The sequence below is a fragment of the Chryseobacterium sp. genome, from assembly GCF_029240215.1.
Lineage (GTDB): Bacteria > Bacteroidota > Bacteroidia > Flavobacteriales > Weeksellaceae > Chryseobacterium.
The window spans coordinates 103214-126469 of record NZ_JARBTK010000001.1; the positions used below are offsets into that span (position 1 = coordinate 103214).

A 23256-nucleotide genomic window follows, 5' to 3' on the forward strand; every position below is an offset into this window, starting at 1 on the left:
GTATCAATGATTTTATATAAAATTATCCTTTTTTAATAAGAATTCTGAAAGTAGTTCCTTTTCCGACTTCAGTTTGCGAAATCCGTATATCTCCATTGTGGTATTCCTGAACTACTCTTTTCGCCAATGATAAACCTAATCCCCAACCTCGTTTTTTTGTAGAATATCCTGGTTTGAAAGCATTTTGAGCCTGATATTTTGTCATTCCGCTACCATTGTCTTTTACTTCGACCAGAATATTTTTGTTGCGTTCAAAAACAGACATTTGCAAAAAACCCTGTCCTTTCATGGCATCAACGGCATTTTTTACCAAATTTTCGATCACCCAGCTCATCAAAATTTTGTTGTGAGGAACCAAAATATTGTACGTTGGAAGCAAAAGCGTGAAGTCAATTTTCTTTGAGATTCTTGTTTTTAGATAATCATAATTCTCCTGAATGGTTTCATTAAAATTGGTATCGTTCAACTCCGGAACAGAACCGATTTTAGAAAATCTTTCTGATATTGTTCTTAGTCTTTCAATATCTTTTTCAATTTCATGTACTCCGTCAGAATCGGGATTTTCAAGCTTCATGATTTCCATCCAACCCATCATTGATGATAAAGGTGTCCCAATTTGATGCGCGGTTTCTTTAGCCAGACCTGCCCAAAGATAACCTTCGTCGGTTTTCTTAACTGTTCGTAAAAACCAAAATGAAAACAGGAAATAACAAAGAACAAAAAATCCTAAAAGAAAAGGAGAATATTGTAAATTGTTCAGAATCTTAGAGTTATCATAATAAAGAAACTGATTATTGCCATTAGAAAATTCAAGTTCAATAGGTGGATATTTTTTTGCCATCCGTTTTGCCAAATCAATGATTTCCTGATTATTATTTTCGTACTCTTTTGAAATATTTTTATGCTCAATAATCTGATCATTTTTATCTAAAATAATCACGGGAATCGTAGTATTGGAACTGTAAATGGTAAGCAGCAATGACTGAACTTCTAAACTCGGAGAAGTAGCTTCCTGCTGGAACTTTATGGCACTTACCAAAATATCAACTCTTCGTACTTCTTCCTTTTTCAAATAATTAATTACCAAAGTTGAAGCAATCACGATAACTACAACAACCAAAGTCATCAGAGAAAAAATAAACCAGTTGTTGAATCTGGAGAATATGGATCTTTTTTTCAATTGAATTTTATTTTAAAACATTTAAAATCTTCTGCAATTCTGTACTTCCGCTTCCTTCATAATTGTTGATGATGATTGCATAGACATATTTTTTGCCGTCTTTCGAAGTATGATAGCCTGCGTAAGATTTTGTATCTCTCATCGTTCCGCTTTTCATTTTCATGCCATTATCCTGAGTTGGAAATCCGTCGTAATACGTTTCAAACCAAGCTTGTTTTTTAGCATAAATCAAAGCCTGAACTTCTGCTTTTGCCGAAACATAATTTTGTGGTGAAAGTCCGCTTCCGTCAGCAAAATTGATCATATTTGGATTGATTCCTTTCGACTTCCAAAATTCTTTAAGATATGCTACTCCACTTTTGAAACCGGCATTTCCTTTTTTTTCTTTTCCTAAAGTTTTCACTAAATTTTCTCCGTACATATTCACACTTTTTCTCAAAAACCAATAGACGATTTTGTCTAAAGTAGGTGATTCATAAGTAAGAATAATATTGCTTTTTGGATATTCTAAAGGTTTCTTTCCATCAATTTCAAGCTTAGAATTGGTCATTACTTTCCCTGAGAAATCAATTCCGGAATCTTTCAGCCATTTTTCAACTTCAACACCCAACTGCAAAGGCGGATTGGGAACAGAACCTGAAACGGTCGTTACTTTTCCGGCAGGTAAACTTCCGTTAATCAAAGCAATATCAGAATATGGTGAAGTGAAAATGAGACTTTGATCTGAACTTCCGGCTGCTTTCAAATCATTTAACCATTTAATTCCCACTAAAGGATAGGAAAAACTTTTAAAATCTGTTCCGTTAATATTAATATCAAATTGATTTTCACGCCAGTTTACCCCCCAAACTCCTGCTCCATAATAATTTCCAAAATCATCAAACGGCCAACCTCCGGGAATTGTCTGATGGTCAAAATAAGTGTCATCAATAATCAGCTCACCTGAAATTTTTGTAATTCCTGATTTTTTGATAGCTTCTAATAATTTTTGTTTAAAATTTTCAGGCTTGTAACCTTCATATCTCCAACTTCCCAAAGTAGGATCGCCATTTGAAGTAATGAAAAGATTTCCGTTTAAATTTCCATTAGAAATTGTTCCGGAATATGATGAAGTAGTTTTATAAGTGTAATTTTTGCCTAGAGTTTCCAAAGCTGCTGCTGCAGTAAATATTTTTTGGGTAGAAGCTGTAGACAAACCTTTATTTCCCTGAAATTCATAGATTAAATTTCCGCTTTCATCAGCAACATAAAATGATAAATTTGATGAAATTGCCTTTGAGGAATTCATCAGATTTTTCGTAGCATCTTCCAGTTTTTGACTGATATTTTGAGCAAAGATGATTTGTGTCGAAAAAATTAAAACAGAAATTGTTTTCTTCATGGAAAAAGATATTTATTCAAATATAAAATTAAGAATTGAAATTATAGTTGGCTTCCTGCTTCTATTTCATAAGGTTCCTTTTCTTTCTCAAAAATCCTCGTTAATTCAGTTCCTTCAACAGTAATTGTGTCGCCAATTCTTCTGATCCAGTTTCCTTCTCTTAAACCAACAACTTTAGTATCATTTTGAGTCAGAAACTCTTTAATTCTGGTTTCACGGGTTTCTCCATTATGCTTCAAATCCGGATTAGGATCAAGATAATGCGGATTAATATTAAAAGGAACCAATCCCATACACTCAAAACTTGGAGGATAAACAATCGGCATATCGTTCGTAGTTTTCATGTTTTGTCCGCCAATATTACTTCCTGCGCTGCATCCTAAATAGGGCTTTCCATTTTCAATATTTTTCTTTAAAATCTTCATCAAATTTTCTTCATGCAACGTTTTAACTAACAAAAAAGTGTTTCCGCCGCCTGTAAAAAAACCTTTTGCATTGTTTAACGCATCGATTTTATTCTCAAACTCATGCAAACCTTTTACTTTTATGTTGATGGTTTCAAAAAATGAATTGGCTTTTTGAGTATAATCATTATGAGAAATTCCGCCGGGTCTTGCAAAAGGAATAAAAATAATTTCGTCAATTCCTTGATATAATTCTCGTAATTCTTCTTTTAAATAGGCTAAATATTCTCCACCGAATAGTGTGGAAGTTGAAGCTAATATGATGTTCATACAGACAATTTAAAATTTACAGTTGCTTACAAAGATAAATGAAACATTAAGGAATCAAAAATTAAGCTAAAAAAAACATTGTTTCGTTAATATTATCTAAAAAAACTTAAAGGTTCTGAAATTTCTGTTTTTATGGAATTATTATTGAATTTTAAACTTCAATATTAAAAATAAAGATTATGAAAATGATTAAAATGAATAGTAAAAATCTGTTTTTAGGTTTACTAATTGCAGGCGGTGCAAGTTTGATGAATGCTCAAACAACTCAACCACAAAGTGAAAGCAGTCCTGTTGTTACCAAACAAGCAAATCCGATTATTGAAGGTTTAAAAAAACAAATTGAGGCGAATCCAAAAGATACGGAAGCCTTAGCAAAATTGGCTACTGCATATCAGGATGCTTCAGATTGGACCAATGCCGTAGATACATGGAAAAAAATATCAGTTTTGTTACCGGATTGGTCGCCTTCTTATTACAGTCAGGCATATGCCTATCAATCGGCTAAAGATGATGCCAATGCAAAACTTGCTTATGAAAAATATATTGCAACTGTAAAACCTGAAGAGATTGAACAAAGCAAGAAAAATCTTGCTTACGCATACTTTTATCTCGCATTTGCAGAACAAAAAAGTAATCCCACAAAAGCAAAGGAACATATTGCTAAATCTATAGAGTATGATCCCACAAATCAGGATGCAATAAAGCTCAACCAGACTTTAAATTCATAGTAAAAACCAAAATCCGGAGAAAATTTCCCGGATTTTGGTTTTATAAATGATATCAAAATTTATTCTCAGTTAAGATACTTACCGAAGAAATCGGTTTCACCTTTCAAATGGCGGATAATTTTTTCTATGTTTTTCTGAATAGCTGTTTCTGTTTTAAGATTGTTTATATATTTAATGAGTTCATTTTTTCTTGATGGAATCAGATTTTCAAAATTTTTTAACGCCACAGGATTTTTATTAATTGCTTTTTCCAAATCCGGATGAATATGATCTATTTTTGCTACATGATCATATTCTATTGAAATATCAAGAATTTCACCGATTCTTTTAGGTGAATTTTTTAACATCTTTAAATTAATATATAATCTCCATTCACCGAGGTATTTCATTAAATTCTGTCTGAATTCAACATCATTTACAAATCCCTTTACCGGAATAGGGCTTTTGTTCTTTCCTGATTTTTCAAATATTTCAGTCAAAATTTCTTCAGGTAAAAAAATAAAAGGGTTGATTCCGATGATCTTGAGATGTGCTTTGAAATGACTTTTTTTCATGAGGAATAAAATTTTTCTAGCTTTAAGAAGTAAATTTAAAACTTTCTATGAAATTAAATTCAGGTTTGCAACTCACAGTTCAATTACAAAGTATTCATTATCTTTGCCGGAATAAATCTATTATACGAAATGAAATTTTTTATTGACACTGCTAATTTAGAGCAAATTAAAGAAGCTAAAGACCTTGGAATTCTGGATGGTGTAACCACTAATCCGTCATTGATGGCAAAAGAAGGTATTCAGGGAGCTGAAGCGATTAAAAATCATTACAAAGCAATTTGTGAGATTGTAGACGGAGATATTTCTGCAGAAGTGCTTTCTACAACTTACGAAGAAATGATCAAAGAAGGGGATGAACTGGCTGCTATTCACCCAAATATCGTTGTAAAAATTCCAATGATCAAAGACGGTATCAAAGCTTTGAAATATTTTTCTGATAAAGGTATCAGAACCAACTGTACGTTGATTTTCTCTGTTGGACAGGCTCTTTTAGCTGCTAAAGCCGGTGCATCTTACGTTTCTCCTTTCTTAGGAAGATTAGACGACATTTCTACTGACGGATTAAATTTGATTCAGGAAATCAGATTGATTTTTGATAACTATATGTATGAAACTGAAATTTTAGCAGCTTCTATCCGTCACTCAATGCACATTATCGACTGTGCTAAAATTGGTGCAGATGTCATCACTTCCCCACTTCCTCCGATCTTGAGTTTGTTGAAACACCCTTTAACAGACAGCGGTTTAGCTCAATTTATCACAGATTCTCAGAAATTAGCTTAATTTTTTTTTAAGTTTAAAATAATAAATACCCGAAGCTAAAGTTTAGGGTATTTTTTTATTGCAATAAATCGAGTTCTAAGATATTGTTATCTTTTAGATTATTTTCCTTTGCTCTTTTTTCTTGATCATGCAGCATTTTATTTGCATCAACCTCTTTCCCATTGACTGTGAAAGTTACGCTTCCACCTCTTGACATCAACTGTCTCATCCCTTTTGTCGGGTTGTTTCTTGAATCAATAAACTGTTTTTTGTATTTGTCCTGATTCAGAATAATTAATGGATCAAATCTCTTTTTATCATTTTCACTAATCCAAACTTCATCCGGTTTCAGATTTTTTACTTCTTTCAAAATAAATGAATGAGAATTTGTTTTATCTTCAATTTTCACAATCAATCCGGGCAAACCATTGAATTTGTAAGGCCCATCCTGAAATGGAATATCAGTTGTAAACCAAGCGGTCCATTGTCTTCCTGCAAATTTTACGGTTGCTTTCTGAGCATTAAACTCCCCAATTTTTTCTTTGTCAGAAAGAATTTTCCAATCTAATTTTCTGTCATCAGATATTTTATACTCATCCATATCTAAACGATTAAAGAAATAAATTTTATAATCGGGATAAGATTTTTCGACAACATACTGAACTTTATCAGGGCTATAAAATTTGGAACCTTTTTTTGAAACATCAAGATACATCAGTTCTGCCTCAGATTTATCTTTTTGCAGTAGAATCACTTACAAATTTGTAATCATAGCTGAATCTTTGATTTTGTGCGTAAGCTCCTATGCATAAAAATAAAAGCATTACGATAATGATTTTCTTCATTGATATTTTTTTCACTAAAATGGGATTTTATTTTTTATGGGCAATATTTCAGAAGACAGAATATTTAAAAACTAAACTAAAGCATTTAAAACAAAAAAACCTCTCATCTTGAGAGGTTTCAATATGATATAGAAAGAAAAATTACAGTAACAAAGTTAAAGGACTTTCTAAATATGTTTTTAAAGTTTGTAAGAACTGAGCTCCAGTAGCACCATCAACCACTCTGTGATCACAAGCTAATGAAAGTTTCATAATGTTTCCTACAACGATTTGCCCATCTTTTACGATTGGCTTTTCAATAATTGCACCTACTGAAAGAATTGCGGCATTCGGCTGGTTGATGATACTTGTAAAAGTTTCGATTCCGAACATTCCTAAGTTTGAAATAGAGAATGTAGAACCTTCCATTTCGTTTGCTTTAAGACCTTTAGATTTTGCTCTTCCTGCCATATCTTTTACAGCAGCAGAAATCTGAGTGTAATTCATCTGATCTGTATTCTTCAGAACCGGAACAACTAATCCGTCAGGAATCGCAACTGCTACTCCAACGTTGATGTTTCCTCTGTGAATTACTTTATCTCCTGCCCAGCTTGAGTTCACCTGCGGATGTTTTCTTAAAGCTACAGCTGTCGCCTTAATCACCATATCGTTGAATGAAATTTTCGTATCCGGCAACGAGTTAATTTCTTTTCTCGCTTCAATCGCCTTATCCATGTTGATTTCAACCATTAGATAATAATGAGGCGCAGTAAATTTACTTTCAGAAAGACGTTTTGCAATAATATTTCTTACCTGAGAGTTTGGTGTTTCTGTGTCTTCTCCCTGTACGAAGCTTAATGCAACCTGAGCTGCAGCATTGCTTTGTGATGGAGCAGCTTCAGTTTTTTGTGAAGGCTGATAATTTTCAACATCTTTTTTCACAATTCTTCCATTCTCACCAGAGCCCTGAAGACTGTTGATATCAACGCCTTTCTCCTGAGCCATTTTTTTAGCTAAAGGTGAAATTGCCACCCTGTCTGATGATGATGCACTTACAGTTTGTGCAACCGATTTCTCTTCAGTTTTTGTTTCAGATTTTTGTGCGGCTGGTTTATCTTCTGATTTTGATGCCTGCTTTGGAGCACCAACTCCCGAAACATCTGTTCCTGCAGGTCCTATCATCGCAAGAACCGAATCTACAGGTGCAGCACTTCCTTCTTCAACACCTTGCTTCAAAAGAATTCCATTAAATTCAGATTCAAAATCCTGAACTGCTTTATCTGTTTCGATCTCAGCAAGTAAGTCACCTTCTTTTACTGTATCTCCAACATTTTTGTGCCATTTAGCTACTTTACCTTCTGTCATTGTATCAGAAAGCCTTGGCATAGTAATCACTTCTACTCCTGCAGGAACTTCTGCTGAAGTTTGCTCTACACTTGTAGATTCATTTTCTGTTTTAGATTCTTCTTCAGATTTTTTCTCTTCAGAACCTCCTTCAGCCGCTGGAGCATTTCCTCCTTTTAGTGCAGAAATATCTTCTCCTTCGCTACCGATAATTGCCAAAACAGAATCTACTGCTGCTGCAGAACCCTCTTCAACGCCTACAAATAAAAGTGTTCCTTCAATTTCAGACTCAAAATCCTGAACAGCTTTATCTGTTTCAATTTCAGCTAAAATATCTCCTTCCTTTACTTTATCTCCTACTTTTTTATGCCATTTCGCCACCTTACCTTCCGTCATAGTGTCGGAAAGACGTGGCATTGTAATAACTTCTGCCATAATCTATATTGATTTGAGATTTGAGATTCGAGATTTGAGATTCAGGCATCTCAAATTCAAACAACAAATTAATTATTATTTTTAATTTTCTAATTTATCTAAGAATGGGTAATCTTCCTGAGCGTAAACATACTCATAGATTTTCTCTGCAGTCGGGTATGGAGAATTTTCCATAAACTCGATGCATTCTTCTACGAAATCTCTCGATTTGTTGTCTGTAGCTTCCAATTCTTCTTCTGTTGCCCAGTTGTTTTCTAAGATTCTTGCCTTGATCAATTCAATTGGATCATCTTTTTTGTGAATAGCAACTTCATCCTTAGATCTATATGGTTCTGCATCAGACATAGAATGTCCTCTGTAACGGTAAGTTCTTGCTTCGATGAAAGTTGGCCCGTCTCCTCTTCTTGCTCTTTCAATAGCTTCATAAGCAGCTTCAGCTACTTTCTCAGGATCCATTGCATCTACAGCAAGACAAGGCATTTCGTAACCAAGACCCAATTTGTAAATATCTTCGTGGTTTGCAGTTCTTTTTACAGAAGTTCCCATCGCATACTGATTGTTTTCAACCACAAATACTACGGGAAGTTTCCAGTTCATTGCCATGTTGAAAGTTTCGTGAAGAGAACCTTGTCTTGCAGCACCGTCACCAAAGAAACAGATGTTTACTGCTTTTCTGTCGAAGAATTTATCTGCAAAAGCAATACCTGCACCTAAAGGAATCTGACCTCCTACAATACCGTGACCTCCATAGAAACGGTGTTCTTTACTGAAAATGTGCATAGATCCACCCATACCTCCGGAAGTACCTGTAGCTTTACCACAAAGTTCTGCCATAATTCTTTTCGGGTCTACTCCCATTGCCATCGGATGAATGTGGCATCTGTAAGCAGTGATCATGCTGTCTTTAGTTAAATCCATTGCATGAGTAAAACCTGCAGGAATAGCTTCCTGACCGTTGTACAAATGTAAAAAACCTCTGATTTTTTGTTTTAAATAAAGAGAACGGCATTTGTCTTCAAACCTTCTCCACATTGTCATATCTTCATACCACTTCAGGTATACCTCTTTAGAAAATTCTTTCATGTGCTAGCTTCTTGCTTATTTATTATGAAATAGTTGAGCAAAAATATAAAAAAAACTTTGTTTTTATTATATATAGAGCAATTGTTTTTTTAGTTATAATGTTATATTTACATCACAAACTTCAATATGGAAGAAAAGAAGACCACATTATTACAAATTGTTTCAAGAATTATCTCAGATTTTTTTAATCCTTTAGTTTCTCTGGTTATTTATTTCGTGTATTTCAGCATTCAGAATTATACATTTAAAGAAGCTGCTACTCACTTTTTACCAATTCTTTTAATCACCATTCTTCCGGTAATTATCTGGATTATCTGGAATGTAAAAACAGGTCGCTACACTAATATGGATGTATCAAACAGAGTTCAACGGAAAACCCTGTATATCTTCATTGCGGTCTGTATAATTTCTTATTTAACATTTAATTATATCAAAAACGGATTTATCGACTTTGTAATGTTGTTTATTTTAATTCTTTTATTCGCTTTGCAATTCAGTAATCTATATATAAAAAGTTCGATGCATACGGCATTCAATGTTTTTGTGGCAGCTTTATTTTTTGCATTTGATGTGAAAATTGGTTTTGTATGGCTTGCGATTGCAATTTTGGTAGGAATTACCAGAGTTATTTTAAAAAGGCATACAGTAAAAGAAGTTTTTACGGGTGCAGGAATCGCTTTTTTAGTTTCTTTTATTTATCTTTATTGCAACAATAAGTATCAGCGCAATGATCTACCAACTGAAGTAATTCCTGTGGAAACTACCATTAAATAAGCTTTTAAAATTACCTATTCTTATTTATTAAAATTAAATTCAAATATGAAAATAAATCATCTTACGTCAGCAGAAGAAAATTTAATGAAACTTTTTTGGGATCTTGATTCTTTTTATTTAAAGGATGTCATGGAAAAACATCAGGAACCCAAACCGCACCAGAATACAGTTTCTACTTATTTGAAAATATTGGTTGAGAAGGGTTATTTATCTACGGAAAAAGAAGGTAGAATTTTCAAATACAGCGTTCAAGTTCCTTTTGAAGAGTATAAAAAGTTTTTGTTGAGAGATCTTACTCATCAATTCTTTAATGATTCCGGGAAAGAAATTTTAGAATTCTTATTTAAAGAAAATCTGATCTCACAGAATGATCTGAAAGATTATTTTGATCTTAAAATTGAAATGAAACCTGTAAAAGTGAAAACTCCGACACTGGAATATGCAGAAGAAATTTTAAATCCGAAGAAAGACAAAAAAGGAAAGGATAAAAAGAAGAAGAAAAAAGATTGATAGTGAGTTGATAGCTATTAGTTTTCAGTTGTTAGTTTAAAACTAATCTTTGGATTATACTAATTAAAATAGATACATAAAAAAAAGCGGCTAAAAGCCGCTTCATTTTTTTTACCAACGACTTCCGCCGCCGCCGTTACCTCCACGGTTGTTATTGTTTCCGTAACCACCTCCAGAGTTACCTCCTCCACGGTTGTTACCATAACTTCCACCTCCGCTTCTGTTATTATCAAAACTTCTTCTTGGTTTTTCTTCTCTTGGCTTAGCCTCAGACACGTTAAGGATCTTTCCGTTAAGTTCTTTTTGATTAAGAGCTTCGATAGCTTGAGCTCCTTCTTCGTCACCCATTTCTACGAAACCGAAACCTCTAGAACGACCAGTTTCTCTGTCTGTAACAATTTTAGCAGATGATACATCGCCAAATTCTGCGAATAAATCGTGCAACTCATATTCTTTAGTTGCGTAATTGATGTTTGAAACAAAAATGTTCATTTTAAAAAAAAATTAAAAAATTAATATAAATTCTGGTATAAAAGAAAAACAACATAATAATGAACATAATATTGATTCCTGATATAAACGCTTGCAAGATACAATTAAAATAAATAAATCAAAGCTTTTTTATAATTATTTCATCTATTAAAGAAAATTTAATATTAAAAATCATTAATTTAGCTAATAATCAAAAGTTTAAACAAATAAAATCCATGTTATTTATGAAAAATAATTAACCAAATTAAACTCTAAAAAACATCCGATGAAGCAGCACACAACCAACTATATCAATACATTTATTGAGGTCTCAGAAGACTGTCCGGTTTCAGTAAGTCAGACTCCGCCTGAAAAGAAAGAAAAAACAGTGGCAAATCTTCAGTATGAGCAATTAATTAAAAATCCTTACCAATAGATATTATCTTTGAATCTTATGTCATAAAGAACGATATTTCTGAGGGTGAAAAATCAGATGAAAGAGTGAAATTTTTCTCAAAAGGTCAACCATGCTTTCGCTCTTCAGCATTAGCAAAAAGATACGGTTTCGGATTTCATCATAATACTGCTGGTAAAGTGGCAATATTTCCAATAGAGAGTGAGGAATATCAGAATTTAGTTCAAAACGATTCCGTAAAAAAAGTAAAAGCAATGCGTTCTAAAAGAAAATAATTGAGTTTATAAATGCTTTTGTTTTGATTAAAACATAGCAAACACTCAGAAAACTCAGTTTTAAATATTAAATTTGTGCTGCAAATATCAAATACATGAACTATCACACCAGAAAATGGGTAAAGCCTGAAGATCTAAATCCTAATCAGTCACTTTTCGGAGGAAAACTTTTGCAGTGGATTGATGAGGAAGCTGCTTTGTACGCTGTGATTCAGCTTGAAAATAAAAAAGTGGTAACCAAATATATTTCGGAGATCAATTTTGTAAGTTCTGCAAAGCAGGGTGATATTATCGAAATTGGTATTGAAGTTTCGGCTTTTGGTTCTACTTCCCTTACTTTAAAATGTGCCGTGAGAAACAAAATGACCCATCAAACGATTATAACAGTCGAAAGAATCGTAATGGTAAACCTTGATGAAGACGGAAATCCTTCACCGCACGGAAAAACAAAAGTTGAATTTGTAAAAGACCGACTCAACAATCCGCTATGAAAATTCTCATAAAAAATATGGTTTGTGACCGATGTATTTCTGCGGTTCAAAATATTTTTGACGAGGCCGAAGTAAAAGTCAAAACCATTCATCTTGGCGAAGTGGAAACTGAGTCTGAAATTTCAGAAAACGAACGTTTTATTATCGAAAATAAGCTTGAAAAGATAGGTTTTGAAATCATCAAAGATCCTTCTCAACAGCTTATCGAAAGTATAAAAAATCTGATTATTCTAAAAATAAGCAGACTGGAAACTGACGAAAATTTTCTATTGTCAAATTTCTTAAGTAACGCATTACATAAAGATTACAGTGCTTTATCTAAAGTTTTTTCACAAAATGAAAACATCACTTTAGAACAGTATTATATCCTACAGAGAATTGAAAAAGTGAAAGAACTTCTGTTCAATAACGACTTCACTTTGACTGAAATCGCAATTCATATGGGTTACAAAAGTGTACAGCATCTTTCTTCACAATTCAAAAACAGTACAGGCTACACTCCTACCGAATTCAAAAAACTAAAAGTGCTCGACAGAAAACCATTGGATCAAGTCTGAAAGTTAATTAGTGTACAATTATTCAGTTTTACAGTTAAGTAATTCTAACTAACTAACTAACTAACTAACTAACTAACTAACTAACTAACTAACTAACTAACTAACTAACTAACTAACTAACTAACTAACTAACTAACTAACTATAACTAACCAAATTCTATAAACATTATCCTTAAATTTATAACAGCTTTCGAATTTCATTTTGGAAATTTGTACAATAAATTTAGGATCATGCAAAAGCAATATAAAATACTTAGGATGACCTGTTCAGGTTGTCAGAACAAAATTTCAGAAAAACTCAACAGTCTTGAACATATAAATGCTGAAATCAACCTAGAAAATAATACAGCAATTATTACTTCTGATAAAGAAATTAATTTAAATGAATTAAATAAAGCTTTAGAAGAAATTGGAAATTACAAACTTGAAGATTCAAACAGTCCAGATAATGCCCTTATAAAACCACAGTACAGAGTTTCCCCATCTTCAGTTTATTATTGCCCGATGGAATGTGAGGGTGAAAAAGTGTATTTTAAACAAGGCGAAAGATGTCCGGTTTGCAATATGTTTTTAGTTCCGATTGAAGAAAAACTGGCAAAAGATCCTAATTTCAAACCTACTTTTTCAACAACCAATTTACCTGAAAACTTTAAAAACAATATTGGAAAATATTATTGTCCGATGTTTTGCGAAGGTGATAAAATTTATACCGAAAAAAAAGATTGTCCTGTTTGCCACATGCATCTCGAAGAAATCACTGAAAATTTGGTTGAAAATTCAAAATCTGCTCATCATTCTCACTCTCATCATCACGAACACCATGAAGCTCCGAAAGTTACTGATGATATGGCGGGAAGATATTACTGTCCAATGTTTTGTGAAGGTGATAAAACATATGATTCAAATGTCGGTTGTCCGGTTTGCGGAATGGATTTGGTTAAATATCCTGAGAAAAAGACCACAAAATACACTTGTCCGATGCACCCCGAAATCATTAAAAATGAACCGGGAGATTGCCCCATCTGCGGAATGGATCTTGTAAGAATGCCCGACAGTGAAAACAACGATGAAGACGAAACGTATACTATTTTAAAGAAAAAATTCATCATTTCTTTAGTTTTTACAATCCCCGTTTTTATTCTTTCAATGGGCGGAATGTTGATCGATTTTCCTTTCTCACATGAAATTCAGGGTTATATTGAATTCATTTTAACACTTCCTGTTCTGTTTTATTCGGGATGGTTTTTGATGAAAAGAGGATTTGTTTCATTCAAAACATGGAACTTAAATATGTTCAGTTTGATTGCTTTAGGTATTTCGGCTGCATTTATTTTCAGTATTGTTGCTTTAATTTTTCCGGATGTCGTTCCGCACGAAATCAGAGGTAACGGTCATGAAAGTCCGCTGTATTTTGAGGCAGTTTGTGTCATTATTACTTTGGTGATTTTAGGTCAGCTAATGGAAGCTTTAGCACACAAAAAAACAGGAAATGCGATCAAAGAACTCATGAATCTTTCTCCTGATGAAGCTAATTTACTCGTAAACGGAGAAGAAAAAAAAGTTTCGTTATCAGAAATTAAAATCGGAGATCTTTTAAAAGTAAAACCTGGTGAAAAAATTCCTGTTGATGGTAAAATCACTGAAGGAAATTCTACTGTAGATGAAAGTATGATTACCGGTGAACCGATTCCTGTTGAAAAAAACATAAACGATCAGGTAACTTCCGGAACCATAAACGGAAATCAGGTTTTCATTATGAAAGCCGAAAAAGTAGGTGATGAAACTCTGCTTTCAAAAATCATAAAAATGGTCAATGACGCAAGCCGAAGCCGTGCTCCGATTCAGAAACTGACCGATAAAGTAGCTAAAATATTTGTTCCGACTGTTATTTTGGTTGCAGTTGTAACATTTATTCTCTGGCAATTTTTCGGTCCGGAAGGGAAGAAAAGTCTGTTTGCATTCGTCAATGCTGTTGCAGTTCTCATCGTAGCTTGTCCGTGTGCTTTAGGACTTGCAACACCGATGTCTTTAATGGTCGGAATTGGTAAAGGAGCTAAAAACGGAATCCTGATTAAAAATGCAGAAGCACTTGAACAGATGAATAAAGTAAACATTCTAATCACCGATAAAACAGGTACTTTGACTGAAGGAAAACCTTCTGTTGAACATATTGAAACTGCAAATAATGATCAGGATTTAATTTTAAAACTGGCCTATTCATTAAACCAAAATTCAGAACATCCTTTGTCAAATGCTGTAATCAAAAAAGCTGAAGAAGAAAATATTTCTACTGAAAAAGTAAACCAGTTTGAAAACATTTCCGGAAAAGGTGTAAAAGGAATCATCAACGGAAAAACTGTTTATTTAGGAAACGAAAGTCTGTTAATTTCTAATCAGATTCAAATTCCAAAAAATTTAAAGCAAAAAGCTATTGAAATTCAGTCAAAAGCACATACCATCTCTTATGTTGCACAGGAAAATGAAGTTTTAGGATTTATAAGTTTTACGGATAAAATTAAAGAAAGTTCTAAAAAAGCAGTTGAACTTCTCCTAAAAGACGGCATTGATGTAATGATGATGACGGGTGATAATAAACATACCGCAAAAGCTGTTGCTGATGAATTGGGAATCAAACATTTTAAAGCAAACTGTCTTCCTGAAGATAAATTAAATGAAGTGAAAAAATTACAGCAACAAGGAAAAATAGTAGCCATGACCGGCGACGGAATCAATGATTCCCCTGCTTTAGCACAAGCCAACATCGGGATTGCGATGGGAACAGGAACTGATGTTGCCATTGAAAGTTCGGAAATTACTTTGCTGAAAGGAGATCTCATTGGCGTTGCTAAAGCTAAGATCCTTAGCGAAAAACTTCTCAGAAATATCAAAGAAAACCTTTTTTTTGCTTTTATTTATAATGTATTGGGAATACCTATTGCGGCAGGATTATTGTATCCGTTTTTTGGAATTCTGCTGTCGCCTATGATTGCAGCAGCGGCAATGAGTTTCAGTTCTTTATCTGTGATTTTAAATTCATTGAGATTAAATTCTGTGAATTTGGAGATCAAAGAAAAACATTAAAATTTCAAAATGGAAAAAGAAAAAATCTATATAGGTTGTTCAGGCTTTTATAACAATGATTGGAAAGGCTCTCTTTATCCCGAAGATGCGAAAAGCAAAGAATTTCTTATTTTATATTCTCAACAATTTAATTCGGTTGAAATCAATTCTACTTTTTACAGAAAACCGACCGCAAAAACTCTGACAAAATGGTTCGATGAAACACCTGTTGATTTTAAATTTTTCATTAAAATTCCAAAGACTATTTCGCACGAAAAACGTTTGGAAAATTGCAAAGAAGAAATTACAGAATTTTGTAATCATATTGAAGCTAATTTAAAGGGAAAACTTGCAGGATTTTTATATCAGTTTCCACCTTCGTTTAAAAATACAGATGAGAATTTAAAAATCATTTTAGAAAATCTTGATTACCGCTTTTTAAATGTTATAGAATTCCGTCATGAATCATGGTGGAACGAAGAAATTTTTAAAGTTTTGAAAGACAACAATATCATTTTTTCAGGTGTGAGTTTTCCTGGAAATCTTCCTGAAGATGTTATCATTAATTCTAAAGATGTCCTGTATTATCGTCTTCACGGCAAACCGATTTTATATAAATCAGAATATTCAGAAGATTTTTTAAACGAATTAGCTGAAAAAATTAAAAATTCAGATCTTAAAACATATGTATTTTTTAATAATACTTGGGGAACTGCAGCTATTAAAAATGGGTTATATCTTCAGAAAATTTCAGGATAAAATCTTTTATTAAAATTTTATTAAAAATTTAAAACTTATGTAAAAATTGGCTTAAAATTTGTTAACTTTATTTCTGAAAATTTAACATTTTTTAACAATTTAATTTCCATTTACTTTTATGAAAAAAAACTTTGCGGAAAAGTCTGTGAACAAGACTTTTCTTGGGGTGTTTGCATTGGTGAGTGCAACCACAATCTTATTCAACAGCTGCAATGAGAAAAAAGACAAGAAAGAATCTCAGAAGATAATTTCAGAAAAACATCCCGTCGCAATCAAAGTCCAGAAAATTGATGATGAAAATGTCATCTCAGATAAAAGAGTAATCTATCTCACTTTCGATGATGGTCCCAACCGGGGAACCGAAAATCTCTTGAAAATACTTCATAAAAGAAACGTTTGTGCAACTGCATTTTTAGTTGGTCAACATGCTACAGGAAGCAAAAGACAAAAAGATGATCTTGAATCTTTGAGAAAAGACCGACTTGTTGAATTAGCCAATCACAGTCATACTCACGCTCATAATAAATACACAGATTTTTACAGAAATCCTGCGTTGGTAATTCATGACTTTGATACCGCAAAAGACAGTTTAAAATTAAAAAATAAAATCGCAAGAACGCCCGGAAGAAACATCTGGAGACTCAATAATATTACAAGTACAGATATAAAAACTTCAAATGAAGCTGCAAACAAACTCAAAAGTGCTGGTTACAAAATAGTTGGTTGGGATCTCGAATGGAAACCCACCAACAAAATGGCTTTGAAAGGAAACCATCAGGAAATGCTCAAAAAAGTGGACAGTATTTTCTTTAATGATCTCGAAAAAACTTCCAGACATTTGGTTTTTCTTACACACGATCAATATTTAACGGATGCAGATTCTATTAACGAACTTGATTTATTCATCGAAAAACTTCAGAAAAGCAATCGTTTTGTATTCAGGAAAATTTCTAAATATCCTAGAATTAATGAAGTTTTGAATTAATTTAATCTCCCGCAGATTTTCACAGATCTGTATGTTACATTTTAATTACACATAATAATCTGTGAAAATCTGCGGGAATCTTAAATCAATAAAATTCACAATTAAATAGTTTTTCTTTTCTAAATTTCAGAAATTTGCATTTATGAGTATTTATGAAAATTACAACAATATAAAAAGTCAGCTTCCGGCGAATGTTGAATTGGTCGCTGTTTCAAAAACACATCCCGTTTCAGCGATTCAGGAAGTTTATGATTTGGGACAAAAAGTTTTTGGTGAAAATAAAGTTCAGGAATTGACTGAAAAATATCCTTTACTTCCGAAAGATATTGAATGGCATTTGATCGGGCATCTTCAAACCAATAAAATAAAATACATTGCAGAATTTATTGACACCATTCAAAGCGTAGATTCTGAAAAGCTTTTGAACGAAATCAATAAAGAAGCTGCAAAATACAACCGCACAATTAAAGTTTTACTACAGGTGAAAATTGCTGAAGAAGAAACTAAGTTCGGGCTTGAAACAGATGAAGCTAAAAATCTGTTTCAAAAATTTGTTGACGGTGAATTTTCAAATATTGAAGTCACAGGATTAATGGGAATGGCAACCTTCACAGAGGATGAAGATCAGGTAAGAAAAGAATTTAAAATTCTAAAAGATCTTTTCGATGATCTAAGTAAAACGAAACCTTTACAAACTCTTTCTATGGGAATGAGTGACGACTTCCCTATCGCAATTGAGTGCGGAGCCAATTCTGTGCGTGTCGGTTCGGCGATTTTCGGGCGGAGAGATTATTCCAAATAGCAGATTTAGGAACAGTTTTTGATGCAATTGAGCAAAAATTAACTAAATTTGCGACTATGCAAAAAATCCTTATTGTAGAAGACGAAAAAGCAATCTCCGGAGTACTTCAAAGTATTCTTTCGGATGAACTTACCGATTACGAATTTGTTATTGCCGAAGACGGCCTTGAAGGTTATAAACAAGTTGAAAAAGAAGACTTTGCCTTAGTAATTTCAGATATTAAAATGCCTAAAATGTCAGGTACCGAGTTTTTAAAACAAAGTTTGGTTTTAAAACCTGAATCTACATTTATCATGATTTCAGGGCATGCAGACATTGATTCTGCGGTAGCTTGCTTAAAGGATGGAGCTTACGATTTTATCTCAAAACCAATCGACATCAACCGATTGATTACCAGTGTGAAAAATGCTTTGGTAAAAGAAACTTTAAAAAAAGAAAATAAAAATCTTCAAACCGAAAACAAAACCCTGAAAAGGAAAGTCAACAAAAAATACCAAATGATCGGTGAATCTGCTCCTTTGAAAAAAATTCAGGAGATGATCGAGAAAGTGGCGGTTTCAGACGCAAGAGTTTTGATTACAGGTCCAAACGGTGCAGGGAAGGAATTGGTTGCTCATGCCATTCATAATTTAAGTGAAAGAGCAAGAGGTCCGATGGTAGAAGTCAACTGTGCTGCAATCCCTTCAGAATTAATCGAATCTGAACTTTTCGGACACGTAAAAGGTTCGTTTACAGGTGCAATCAAAGATAAGCAGGGGAAATTTGAGCAGGCAAATGGCGGTACTATTTTCTTGGATGAGATTGGAGATATGAGCTTAATTGCTCAGGCGAAAGTTTTAAGAGCATTGCAGGAAAGCAAAGTTTCTCCTGTAGGAAGCGATAAAGAAATAAAAGTTGATGTGAGAGTACTTGCAGCAACCAACAAAAATATGGCGAAAGAAATCGAGGCAGGAAGATTCAGAGAAGATTTGTATCACAGACTTTCGGTGATTGAAATCTACGTTCCGCCTTTGGATGAGAGAAAAGAAGACATCAAATTATTGGTAGACCACTTTTCAGCGTTGATTTCTGATGAGCACGGTACTGCCTTGAAAAAATTTGATGACACTGCCATTGATGCCTTAAAAGCGCTGTCATGGACAGGAAACATCAGAGAATTGAGAAACGTTGTTGAAAGATTGATTATTCTTGGAGGAACTACTGTTTCTGAAGAGGATGTTGCAAGTTTTGTGAGAAAATAATTTAATTATTAATTAAAATATATAATAAAAATTTGCAGTATTATTACTGCAATTTTTTTTTTGAACTGTTATGAACTTTTTAAATAAAAACTATACGAAAGAAGCCCTGACTTTGGCGCTTCCTGTGATGCTAACTCAGGTCGGTCAGGTTTCGGTGAACTTATTTGATAATATCATTGTCGGAAAATTGCTTGGTGCAGATGCTTTGGCCTCTGTATCTCTGGGAAATGCTGTATTTTTCTCAATGTTTGTTTTAGCATTGGGGTTTTCTTTTGCTATTCCGCCATTGGTTTCTGAGGCGCATTCTCAGAATGATCATAAAACCATTAATTCAGTTTTCAGTCATGGGTTCGTTATTAACATGACGGTTGGAGTTATTCTGATGCTGGTTTTATTTTTAGGATTACCACTACTCTACCATTCGGGTCAACCTGCGAAAATCATTCCTGATACGGTAGATTTTCTCTGGATCATGGCGATCAGCATTGTTCCTTTTATGGCATTTCAGACTTTAAGAGAAGTTTCAGAAGGACTTTCGTACACGATCGGAGTTACAAAAGCAACCATCATTGCCAATGTCATCAACATCATTCTGAACTATGTCTTCATCAAAGGATTATGGATTTTCCCTGAAATGGGGGTGAAAGGTTCTGCTTTGGCAAGTTTGATAGCCAGAGTTTTCATGGTTGTTTTTCTTTACTATGTTTTGCTTAAAGAGAAAAAAACGAGACAGTATATCAAAGATTTTACATTAAAAATTGAGGTTTTCTCCAAAAAAATGTTTGAAAAAATGATAAGAATCGGTTTTCCTACTGCTTTACAGATGTTTTTTGAAGTAACCGCTTTTGCTGCTGCCGCTTTTATATGCGGATTAATTTCCTCGCATGATATTGCGTCACATCAGATTGCATTGAGCATGGCTTCATTTACTTTTAATTTATGTATTGGTTTTAGTGTAGCTTCAACGGTAATGATTGGGAGAAAATTAGGTGAACAGAATTTCGTTGAACTAAGAAAAGTTGGAATCAACAATCTGAAAATCGCTTTTATTTTCATGTGTATTTGTGGAGTAATCTTTATTTCAGGGAGAAATATTCTTCCGACATTCTTTACCAAAAGTGAAGAAATTGAAGTGATTACTTTGGCTTCAAAACTGATGATCATCGCTGCGTTATTCCAGCTTTCTGACGGAATTCAGGTGACGGCGTTGGGAACTTTAAGAGGATTGCAGGATGTAAAAATTCCTTCTATCTATACGTTTATTGCCTATTGGGTGATTACAATTCCGTTGGGATATTTCCTTTGTGTGACGATGAAAATGGGCGCATTCGGAATGTGGATCGCTCTGGGATTGGGATTAACGATTTCAGCATTTATGCTCGTAGTACGTTTTCTCAATTTATCTGCAAAGCGAATTGAAGCCAACAAATGATAAATTGAAAGCGGTCTTTGGATCGCTTTTATATATTTAATGCTGAAGTAAAATAATAAAAAACTAAACTGGTGAAATTTATTGTAGAAACAGAACGTCTTTTGCTCAGAGAACTTAATATCAATGATGCACAAAGTTTTTACGAATTAAACTTAAATCCAAACGTCATAAAATATACTGGAAACTCTGCATTTGAAGATTTAAATGAAGCTAAAAGGTTCTTGGAAAACTATTCAGATTATCAAAAAAACGGCTTTGGAAGATGGGCGGTGATCAATAAATCAACTCAGGGATTTCTCGGTTGGTGTGGATTAAAACATGACGAAATGCTTGATGAAACTGATATTGGGTTTCGCTTTTTTGAACATTTCTGGAATAAGGGTTATGCAACTGAAAGTGCAAAAGCCTGTATTAATTATGGTTTTGAAAAATTAGATTTAGAAACAATTATCGGAAGAGCTATGAAAGAAAACTCAGCCTCCATCAAAGTTTTAGAAAAAGCAGGACTTCAATATAAAAAAGATTTTGATTTTGGAGGTAAAGAAGGTGTAATTTATTCAATTAAAAATATTAAAAATATGCAGCAGAAGATTGTACTTAAACAAATCAGAACAGAAGATATAGAAACATTACAAAAAATAGCAAAGCAAACCTTCTTTGATACCTTCTCACCCTACAATACGGAAGAAAATATGGCCCAATATATGGCAGAAGGTTTTACCATCGATAAGTTGACAGCTGAAATTCAAAACAAAAATTCAATATTTTTCTTTGCGCTTTCAGGAAATGAGGTGATCGGATATTTGAAAGTAAACACCGGTGATGCGCAGACAGAACTAAAGAAAGCAGACTCGCTGGAAATAGAAAGAATCTACGTTTCAAAAGATTTTCATGGCAAAAAAGTAGGTCAGATTCTTTATGATAAGGCTTTAGAAATTGCCAGAGAAAAAAATGCAGATTACGTTTGGCTGGGTGTCTGGGAAGAAAACCACAGGGCTGTTCAGTTTTATAAGAAAAACGGTTTTGTAGAATTTGACAAGCATATTTTTAAATTTGGTAATGAGGATCAGACGGATATTATGATGAAAAAAGAATTAAAGTAGAACCATCTTTTCAAAAGAAGAAAATCATCATTAAAACTTTAAGAAAGTAGAAATATTTGAAGGGATATTCATAAATAAACTATGCATAGTATATAAAAAACATTATTATATATTGACATAAACTGTATATTTGATATTGTAATCTAAAAAAAACACAACAATATGCCAGTACAGTATTCATTAAGCGAAAAAGGAAATCCGTCTGATCAAACCATTCCGAAAAAATTCTATGCCACAGCAAAGTCTACGGGTGAAGTCACCTTCCGTAGTCTGAGTAAAGAAATTGCGGGTGGCTCTACCACGGTAAGTGACACCGATGTTTTAGCAGTTTTGAATGATTTGACCAAAGCACTTGCAAAACATCTTTCGGAAGGAAGAATTGTAAGATTTGGGGATTTTGGCTCATTCAGTATCTCTCTGAGTAGCGAAGGTGCAGAAACTGCCGAACAATTTAATTCTTCAATGATTAAAGGGGCAAAAATAGCGTTTCGACCAGGGATTGACCTCAAAGAAATGCTTGCTATTATGAAGTTTGAAAAAGCTAAGTAAGCATTTTTAAAAAGCAGGCGTGCTTTTAGAAATTGCACGTCTGCTTTTTTTAAAACCTCTAGACCTTTTATACGAATCGTCGAGAGCTTTTGGTATAATCCTTTAGTGGAGTTTTACAGAAGCATTAAATCAATGATAAAAACCACAGAAATTCTGCGGTTTTTATTATTGTGGTGTAATAATTTTAAGATCTATCTTTTCTATGCCATCTATATAGCTTTCAGTTTTATATCCATTTCTATAATTTGTTGAAAAGCTTTCGATAAAGTAATTATAATTACCGTGTAATTTTTCTTTCAAGCTAGCAATAAGTTTTTGGCGAATACTATAACCCAAATCTAAATAGTAAAATCTTAGTAAGTCTCTATCTGTTGGCCTAAGATTAACAATTATTTCTAAATTAGTGCTTTTACTTTTTTTTGTGGGATAGCATTTTATAAAATATTTATTCTCTCCTATTTTCTCTACATCTACATGATCTATTGATCTTTTTTCCAAATTATTATTAATTTCTCTGATTGAAGTAAAATTATAAAAACTTTTATTGGATATTTTAGAATGTAGAAAATCATGCAAAATGTACTTTTCATTATCAATTTTATCAATCAACACACCTCCATTATCTTGTCTAATATACATCTCATAAGTAGGAGTATCAGAATTTAAAATAAATTGTCCTGTAGTGATTTTTGTTGCTCCTTTCGGATTTACACATCTAATTTTTAAATTGTAATCAAAAGTGTAGGATTGAGCATTGACACCAAATCCTATAAACAATATAATAATTCTTATAATATTTTTCATTTA

The 23256-nt window shown here is 33.2% G+C and carries 25 protein-coding genes and 1 pseudogene; 17 read left to right on the plus strand and 9 right to left on the minus strand.

Going from position 1 to position 23256, the window contains the following annotated elements; all coding sequences use genetic code 11:
* Positions 1-22: 22 nt before the first annotated feature.
* From K0R77_RS00500 to pepE, 3 genes are read right to left on the minus strand one after another with little or no spacing between them, the layout of a single operon-like run.
* On the minus strand, positions 23-1180 hold the full coding sequence (locus K0R77_RS00500; protein WP_300346164.1) for a HAMP domain-containing sensor histidine kinase: 1158 nt from the start codon (positions 1178-1180) through the stop codon (positions 23-25).
* Between the two features lie 7 nt (positions 1181-1187).
* Complete coding sequence (gene dacB, locus K0R77_RS00505) at positions 1188-2561, minus strand: D-alanyl-D-alanine carboxypeptidase/D-alanyl-D-alanine-endopeptidase (RefSeq protein ID WP_300346166.1); 1374 nt, start codon at positions 2559-2561, stop codon at positions 1188-1190.
* Positions 2562-2602: 41 nt separating this feature from the next.
* Positions 2603-3295: a dipeptidase PepE gene (pepE, locus tag K0R77_RS00510; protein WP_300346167.1), complete on the minus strand. Its 693-nt coding sequence runs from the start codon at positions 3293-3295 to the stop codon at positions 2603-2605.
* A 194-nt stretch (positions 3296-3489) separates the two neighbouring features.
* On the opposite strand from pepE, the gene K0R77_RS00515 reads away from it, so the two are divergent.
* Positions 3490-4023: a hypothetical protein gene (locus K0R77_RS00515; RefSeq protein ID WP_300346168.1), complete on the plus strand. Its 534-nt coding sequence runs from the start codon at positions 3490-3492 to the stop codon at positions 4021-4023.
* 65 nt (positions 4024-4088) lie between these two features.
* Here the strand turns inward: K0R77_RS00515 and K0R77_RS00520 are convergent, their stop codons facing one another.
* Positions 4089-4577, minus strand: coding sequence for a YdeI/OmpD-associated family protein (locus K0R77_RS00520; RefSeq protein WP_300346169.1), 489 nt, complete (start codon positions 4575-4577; stop codon positions 4089-4091).
* Between the two features lie 129 nt (positions 4578-4706).
* Here K0R77_RS00520 and fsa point away from each other — a divergent pair, with 129 nt between their 5' ends.
* On the plus strand, positions 4707-5360 hold the full coding sequence (gene fsa / locus K0R77_RS00525; protein ID WP_300346170.1) for a fructose-6-phosphate aldolase: 654 nt from the start codon (positions 4707-4709) through the stop codon (positions 5358-5360).
* Between the two features lie 55 nt (positions 5361-5415).
* On the opposite strand, the gene K0R77_RS00530 is transcribed toward fsa, so the two are convergent.
* From K0R77_RS00530 to pdhA, 3 genes are all read right to left on the minus strand, one after another.
* The gene (locus tag K0R77_RS00530) at positions 5416-6093 is read right to left on the minus strand and encodes a GLPGLI family protein (RefSeq protein ID WP_300346171.1); all 678 of its coding nucleotides are present in this window, start codon (positions 6091-6093) and stop codon (positions 5416-5418) included.
* 232 nt (positions 6094-6325) lie between these two features.
* A complete protein-coding gene (locus tag K0R77_RS00535) occupies positions 6326-7942 on the minus strand; it encodes a pyruvate dehydrogenase complex dihydrolipoamide acetyltransferase (protein WP_300346172.1) in 1617 nt (538 codons plus the stop codon).
* Between the two features lie 81 nt (positions 7943-8023).
* Positions 8024-9025 (minus strand): pyruvate dehydrogenase (acetyl-transferring) E1 component subunit alpha, encoded by a 1002-nt coding sequence (gene pdhA, locus K0R77_RS00540; protein WP_300346173.1) that lies wholly within the window; start codon positions 9023-9025, stop codon positions 8024-8026.
* A gap of 126 nt (positions 9026-9151) precedes the next feature.
* Here pdhA and K0R77_RS00545 point away from each other — a divergent pair, with 126 nt between their 5' ends.
* Positions 9152-9799 carry a phosphatase PAP2 family protein gene (locus tag K0R77_RS00545; RefSeq protein WP_300346174.1) on the plus strand — a complete coding sequence of 216 codons (648 nt, stop codon included), beginning with the start codon at positions 9152-9154 and terminating at the stop codon, positions 9797-9799.
* Positions 9800-9844: 45 nt separating this feature from the next.
* Positions 9845-10309, plus strand: coding sequence for a BlaI/MecI/CopY family transcriptional regulator (locus K0R77_RS00550; RefSeq protein ID WP_300346175.1), 465 nt, complete (start codon positions 9845-9847; stop codon positions 10307-10309).
* Positions 10310-10420: 111 nt separating this feature from the next.
* Here K0R77_RS00550 and K0R77_RS00555 read toward each other — a convergent pair whose 3' ends face one another.
* Positions 10421-10801, minus strand: coding sequence for an RNA-binding protein (locus K0R77_RS00555; RefSeq protein ID WP_264748445.1), 381 nt, complete (start codon positions 10799-10801; stop codon positions 10421-10423).
* A gap of 265 nt (positions 10802-11066) precedes the next feature.
* Between K0R77_RS00555 and K0R77_RS00560 the strand changes: the two genes are divergently transcribed.
* The 13 genes and pseudogenes from K0R77_RS00560 to K0R77_RS00620 all read left to right on the plus strand — a co-directional run bounded on the left by K0R77_RS00560 (position 11067) and on the right by K0R77_RS00620 (position 22449).
* Entirely contained in the window at positions 11067-11216 is a 150-nt protein-coding gene (locus K0R77_RS00560) for a DUF6157 family protein (RefSeq protein WP_300346179.1), read from the plus strand.
* A 35-nt stretch (positions 11217-11251) separates the two neighbouring features.
* Positions 11252-11470, plus strand: a complete 219-nt coding sequence (locus K0R77_RS00565; RefSeq protein ID WP_300348255.1) for a DUF6157 family protein — start codon at positions 11252-11254, stop codon at positions 11468-11470.
* A gap of 95 nt (positions 11471-11565) precedes the next feature.
* Positions 11566-11961, plus strand: a complete 396-nt coding sequence (locus K0R77_RS00570; protein ID WP_300346180.1) for a hotdog domain-containing protein — start codon at positions 11566-11568, stop codon at positions 11959-11961.
* Positions 11958-12518 carry a helix-turn-helix transcriptional regulator gene (locus K0R77_RS00575; protein WP_300346181.1) on the plus strand — a complete coding sequence of 187 codons (561 nt, stop codon included), beginning with the start codon at positions 11958-11960 and terminating at the stop codon, positions 12516-12518. The genes K0R77_RS00570 and K0R77_RS00575 overlap by 4 nt, the downstream gene beginning before the upstream one ends.
* A gap of 231 nt (positions 12519-12749) precedes the next feature.
* Positions 12750-15599, plus strand: a complete 2850-nt coding sequence (locus tag K0R77_RS00580; RefSeq protein ID WP_300346182.1) for a heavy metal translocating P-type ATPase — start codon at positions 12750-12752, stop codon at positions 15597-15599.
* A 9-nt stretch (positions 15600-15608) separates the two neighbouring features.
* Entirely contained in the window at positions 15609-16337 is a 729-nt protein-coding gene (locus K0R77_RS00585; RefSeq protein WP_300346184.1) for a DUF72 domain-containing protein, read from the plus strand.
* Between the two features lie 118 nt (positions 16338-16455).
* Positions 16456-17322: a polysaccharide deacetylase family protein gene (locus tag K0R77_RS00590; RefSeq protein WP_300346189.1), complete on the plus strand. Its 867-nt coding sequence runs from the start codon at positions 16456-16458 to the stop codon at positions 17320-17322.
* Between the two features lie 142 nt (positions 17323-17464).
* The gene (locus K0R77_RS00595) at positions 17465-18124 is read left to right on the plus strand and encodes a YggS family pyridoxal phosphate-dependent enzyme (RefSeq protein WP_300346191.1); all 660 of its coding nucleotides are present in this window, start codon (positions 17465-17467) and stop codon (positions 18122-18124) included.
* Between the two features lie 56 nt (positions 18125-18180).
* On the plus strand, positions 18181-19365 hold the full coding sequence (locus K0R77_RS00600; protein ID WP_300346193.1) for a sigma-54 dependent transcriptional regulator: 1185 nt from the start codon (positions 18181-18183) through the stop codon (positions 19363-19365).
* A gap of 70 nt (positions 19366-19435) precedes the next feature.
* Complete coding sequence (locus K0R77_RS00605; protein WP_300346195.1) at positions 19436-20797, plus strand: MATE family efflux transporter; 1362 nt, start codon at positions 19436-19438, stop codon at positions 20795-20797.
* A 71-nt stretch (positions 20798-20868) separates the two neighbouring features.
* Positions 20869-21360: pseudogene (locus K0R77_RS00610) on the plus strand (GNAT family N-acetyltransferase); the annotation flags it as partial.
* A 15-nt stretch (positions 21361-21375) separates the two neighbouring features.
* Complete coding sequence (locus K0R77_RS00615; protein WP_300348267.1) at positions 21376-21900, plus strand: GNAT family N-acetyltransferase; 525 nt, start codon at positions 21376-21378, stop codon at positions 21898-21900.
* A 162-nt stretch (positions 21901-22062) separates the two neighbouring features.
* A complete protein-coding gene (locus K0R77_RS00620; RefSeq protein ID WP_300346197.1) occupies positions 22063-22449 on the plus strand; it encodes an HU family DNA-binding protein in 387 nt (128 codons plus the stop codon).
* Positions 22450-22614: 165 nt separating this feature from the next.
* Here K0R77_RS00620 and K0R77_RS00625 read toward each other — a convergent pair whose 3' ends face one another.
* Positions 22615-23253, minus strand: coding sequence for a hypothetical protein (locus K0R77_RS00625; protein ID WP_300346199.1), 639 nt, complete (start codon positions 23251-23253; stop codon positions 22615-22617).
* Between the last annotated feature and the right edge of the window lie 3 nt (positions 23254-23256).

Bases quoted from the DNA above. Each gene is read 5' to 3' on its own strand.
- dacB (WP_300346166.1), bottom strand. From the start codon at position 2,561: ATGAAGAAAACAATTTCTGTTTTAATTTTTTCGACACAAATCATCTTT.
- pepE (WP_300346167.1), bottom strand. From the start codon at position 3,295: ATGAACATCATATTAGCTTCAACTTCCACACTATTCGGTGGAGAATAT.
- K0R77_RS00515 (WP_300346168.1), top strand. From the start codon at position 3,490: ATGAATAGTAAAAATCTGTTTTTAGGTTTACTAATTGCAGGCGGTGCA.
- K0R77_RS00520 (WP_300346169.1), bottom strand. From the start codon at position 4,577: ATGAAAAAAAGTCATTTCAAAGCACATCTCAAGATCATCGGAATCAAC.
- fsa (WP_300346170.1), top strand. From the start codon at position 4,707: ATGAAATTTTTTATTGACACTGCTAATTTAGAGCAAATTAAAGAAGCT.
- K0R77_RS00535 (WP_300346172.1), bottom strand. From the start codon at position 7,942: ATGGCAGAAGTTATTACAATGCCACGTCTTTCCGACACTATGACGGAA.
- pdhA (WP_300346173.1), bottom strand. From the start codon at position 9,025: ATGAAAGAATTTTCTAAAGAGGTATACCTGAAGTGGTATGAAGATATG.
- K0R77_RS00545 (WP_300346174.1), top strand. From the start codon at position 9,152: ATGGAAGAAAAGAAGACCACATTATTACAAATTGTTTCAAGAATTATC.
- K0R77_RS00550 (WP_300346175.1), top strand. From the start codon at position 9,845: ATGAAAATAAATCATCTTACGTCAGCAGAAGAAAATTTAATGAAACTT.
- K0R77_RS00555 (WP_264748445.1), bottom strand. From the start codon at position 10,801: ATGAACATTTTTGTTTCAAACATCAATTACGCAACTAAAGAATATGAG.
- K0R77_RS00560 (WP_300346179.1), top strand. From the start codon at position 11,067: ATGAAGCAGCACACAACCAACTATATCAATACATTTATTGAGGTCTCA.
- K0R77_RS00570 (WP_300346180.1), top strand. From the start codon at position 11,566: ATGAACTATCACACCAGAAAATGGGTAAAGCCTGAAGATCTAAATCCT.
- K0R77_RS00575 (WP_300346181.1), top strand. From the start codon at position 11,958: ATGAAAATTCTCATAAAAAATATGGTTTGTGACCGATGTATTTCTGCG.
- K0R77_RS00580 (WP_300346182.1), top strand. From the start codon at position 12,750: ATGCAAAAGCAATATAAAATACTTAGGATGACCTGTTCAGGTTGTCAG.
- K0R77_RS00585 (WP_300346184.1), top strand. From the start codon at position 15,609: ATGGAAAAAGAAAAAATCTATATAGGTTGTTCAGGCTTTTATAACAAT.
- K0R77_RS00590 (WP_300346189.1), top strand. From the start codon at position 16,456: ATGAAAAAAAACTTTGCGGAAAAGTCTGTGAACAAGACTTTTCTTGGG.
- K0R77_RS00595 (WP_300346191.1), top strand. From the start codon at position 17,465: ATGAGTATTTATGAAAATTACAACAATATAAAAAGTCAGCTTCCGGCG.
- K0R77_RS00600 (WP_300346193.1), top strand. From the start codon at position 18,181: ATGCAAAAAATCCTTATTGTAGAAGACGAAAAAGCAATCTCCGGAGTA.
- K0R77_RS00605 (WP_300346195.1), top strand. From the start codon at position 19,436: ATGAACTTTTTAAATAAAAACTATACGAAAGAAGCCCTGACTTTGGCG.
- K0R77_RS00615 (WP_300348267.1), top strand. From the start codon at position 21,376: ATGCAGCAGAAGATTGTACTTAAACAAATCAGAACAGAAGATATAGAA.
- K0R77_RS00620 (WP_300346197.1), top strand. From the start codon at position 22,063: ATGCCAGTACAGTATTCATTAAGCGAAAAAGGAAATCCGTCTGATCAA.
- K0R77_RS00625 (WP_300346199.1), bottom strand. From the start codon at position 23,253: ATGAAAAATATTATAAGAATTATTATATTGTTTATAGGATTTGGTGTC.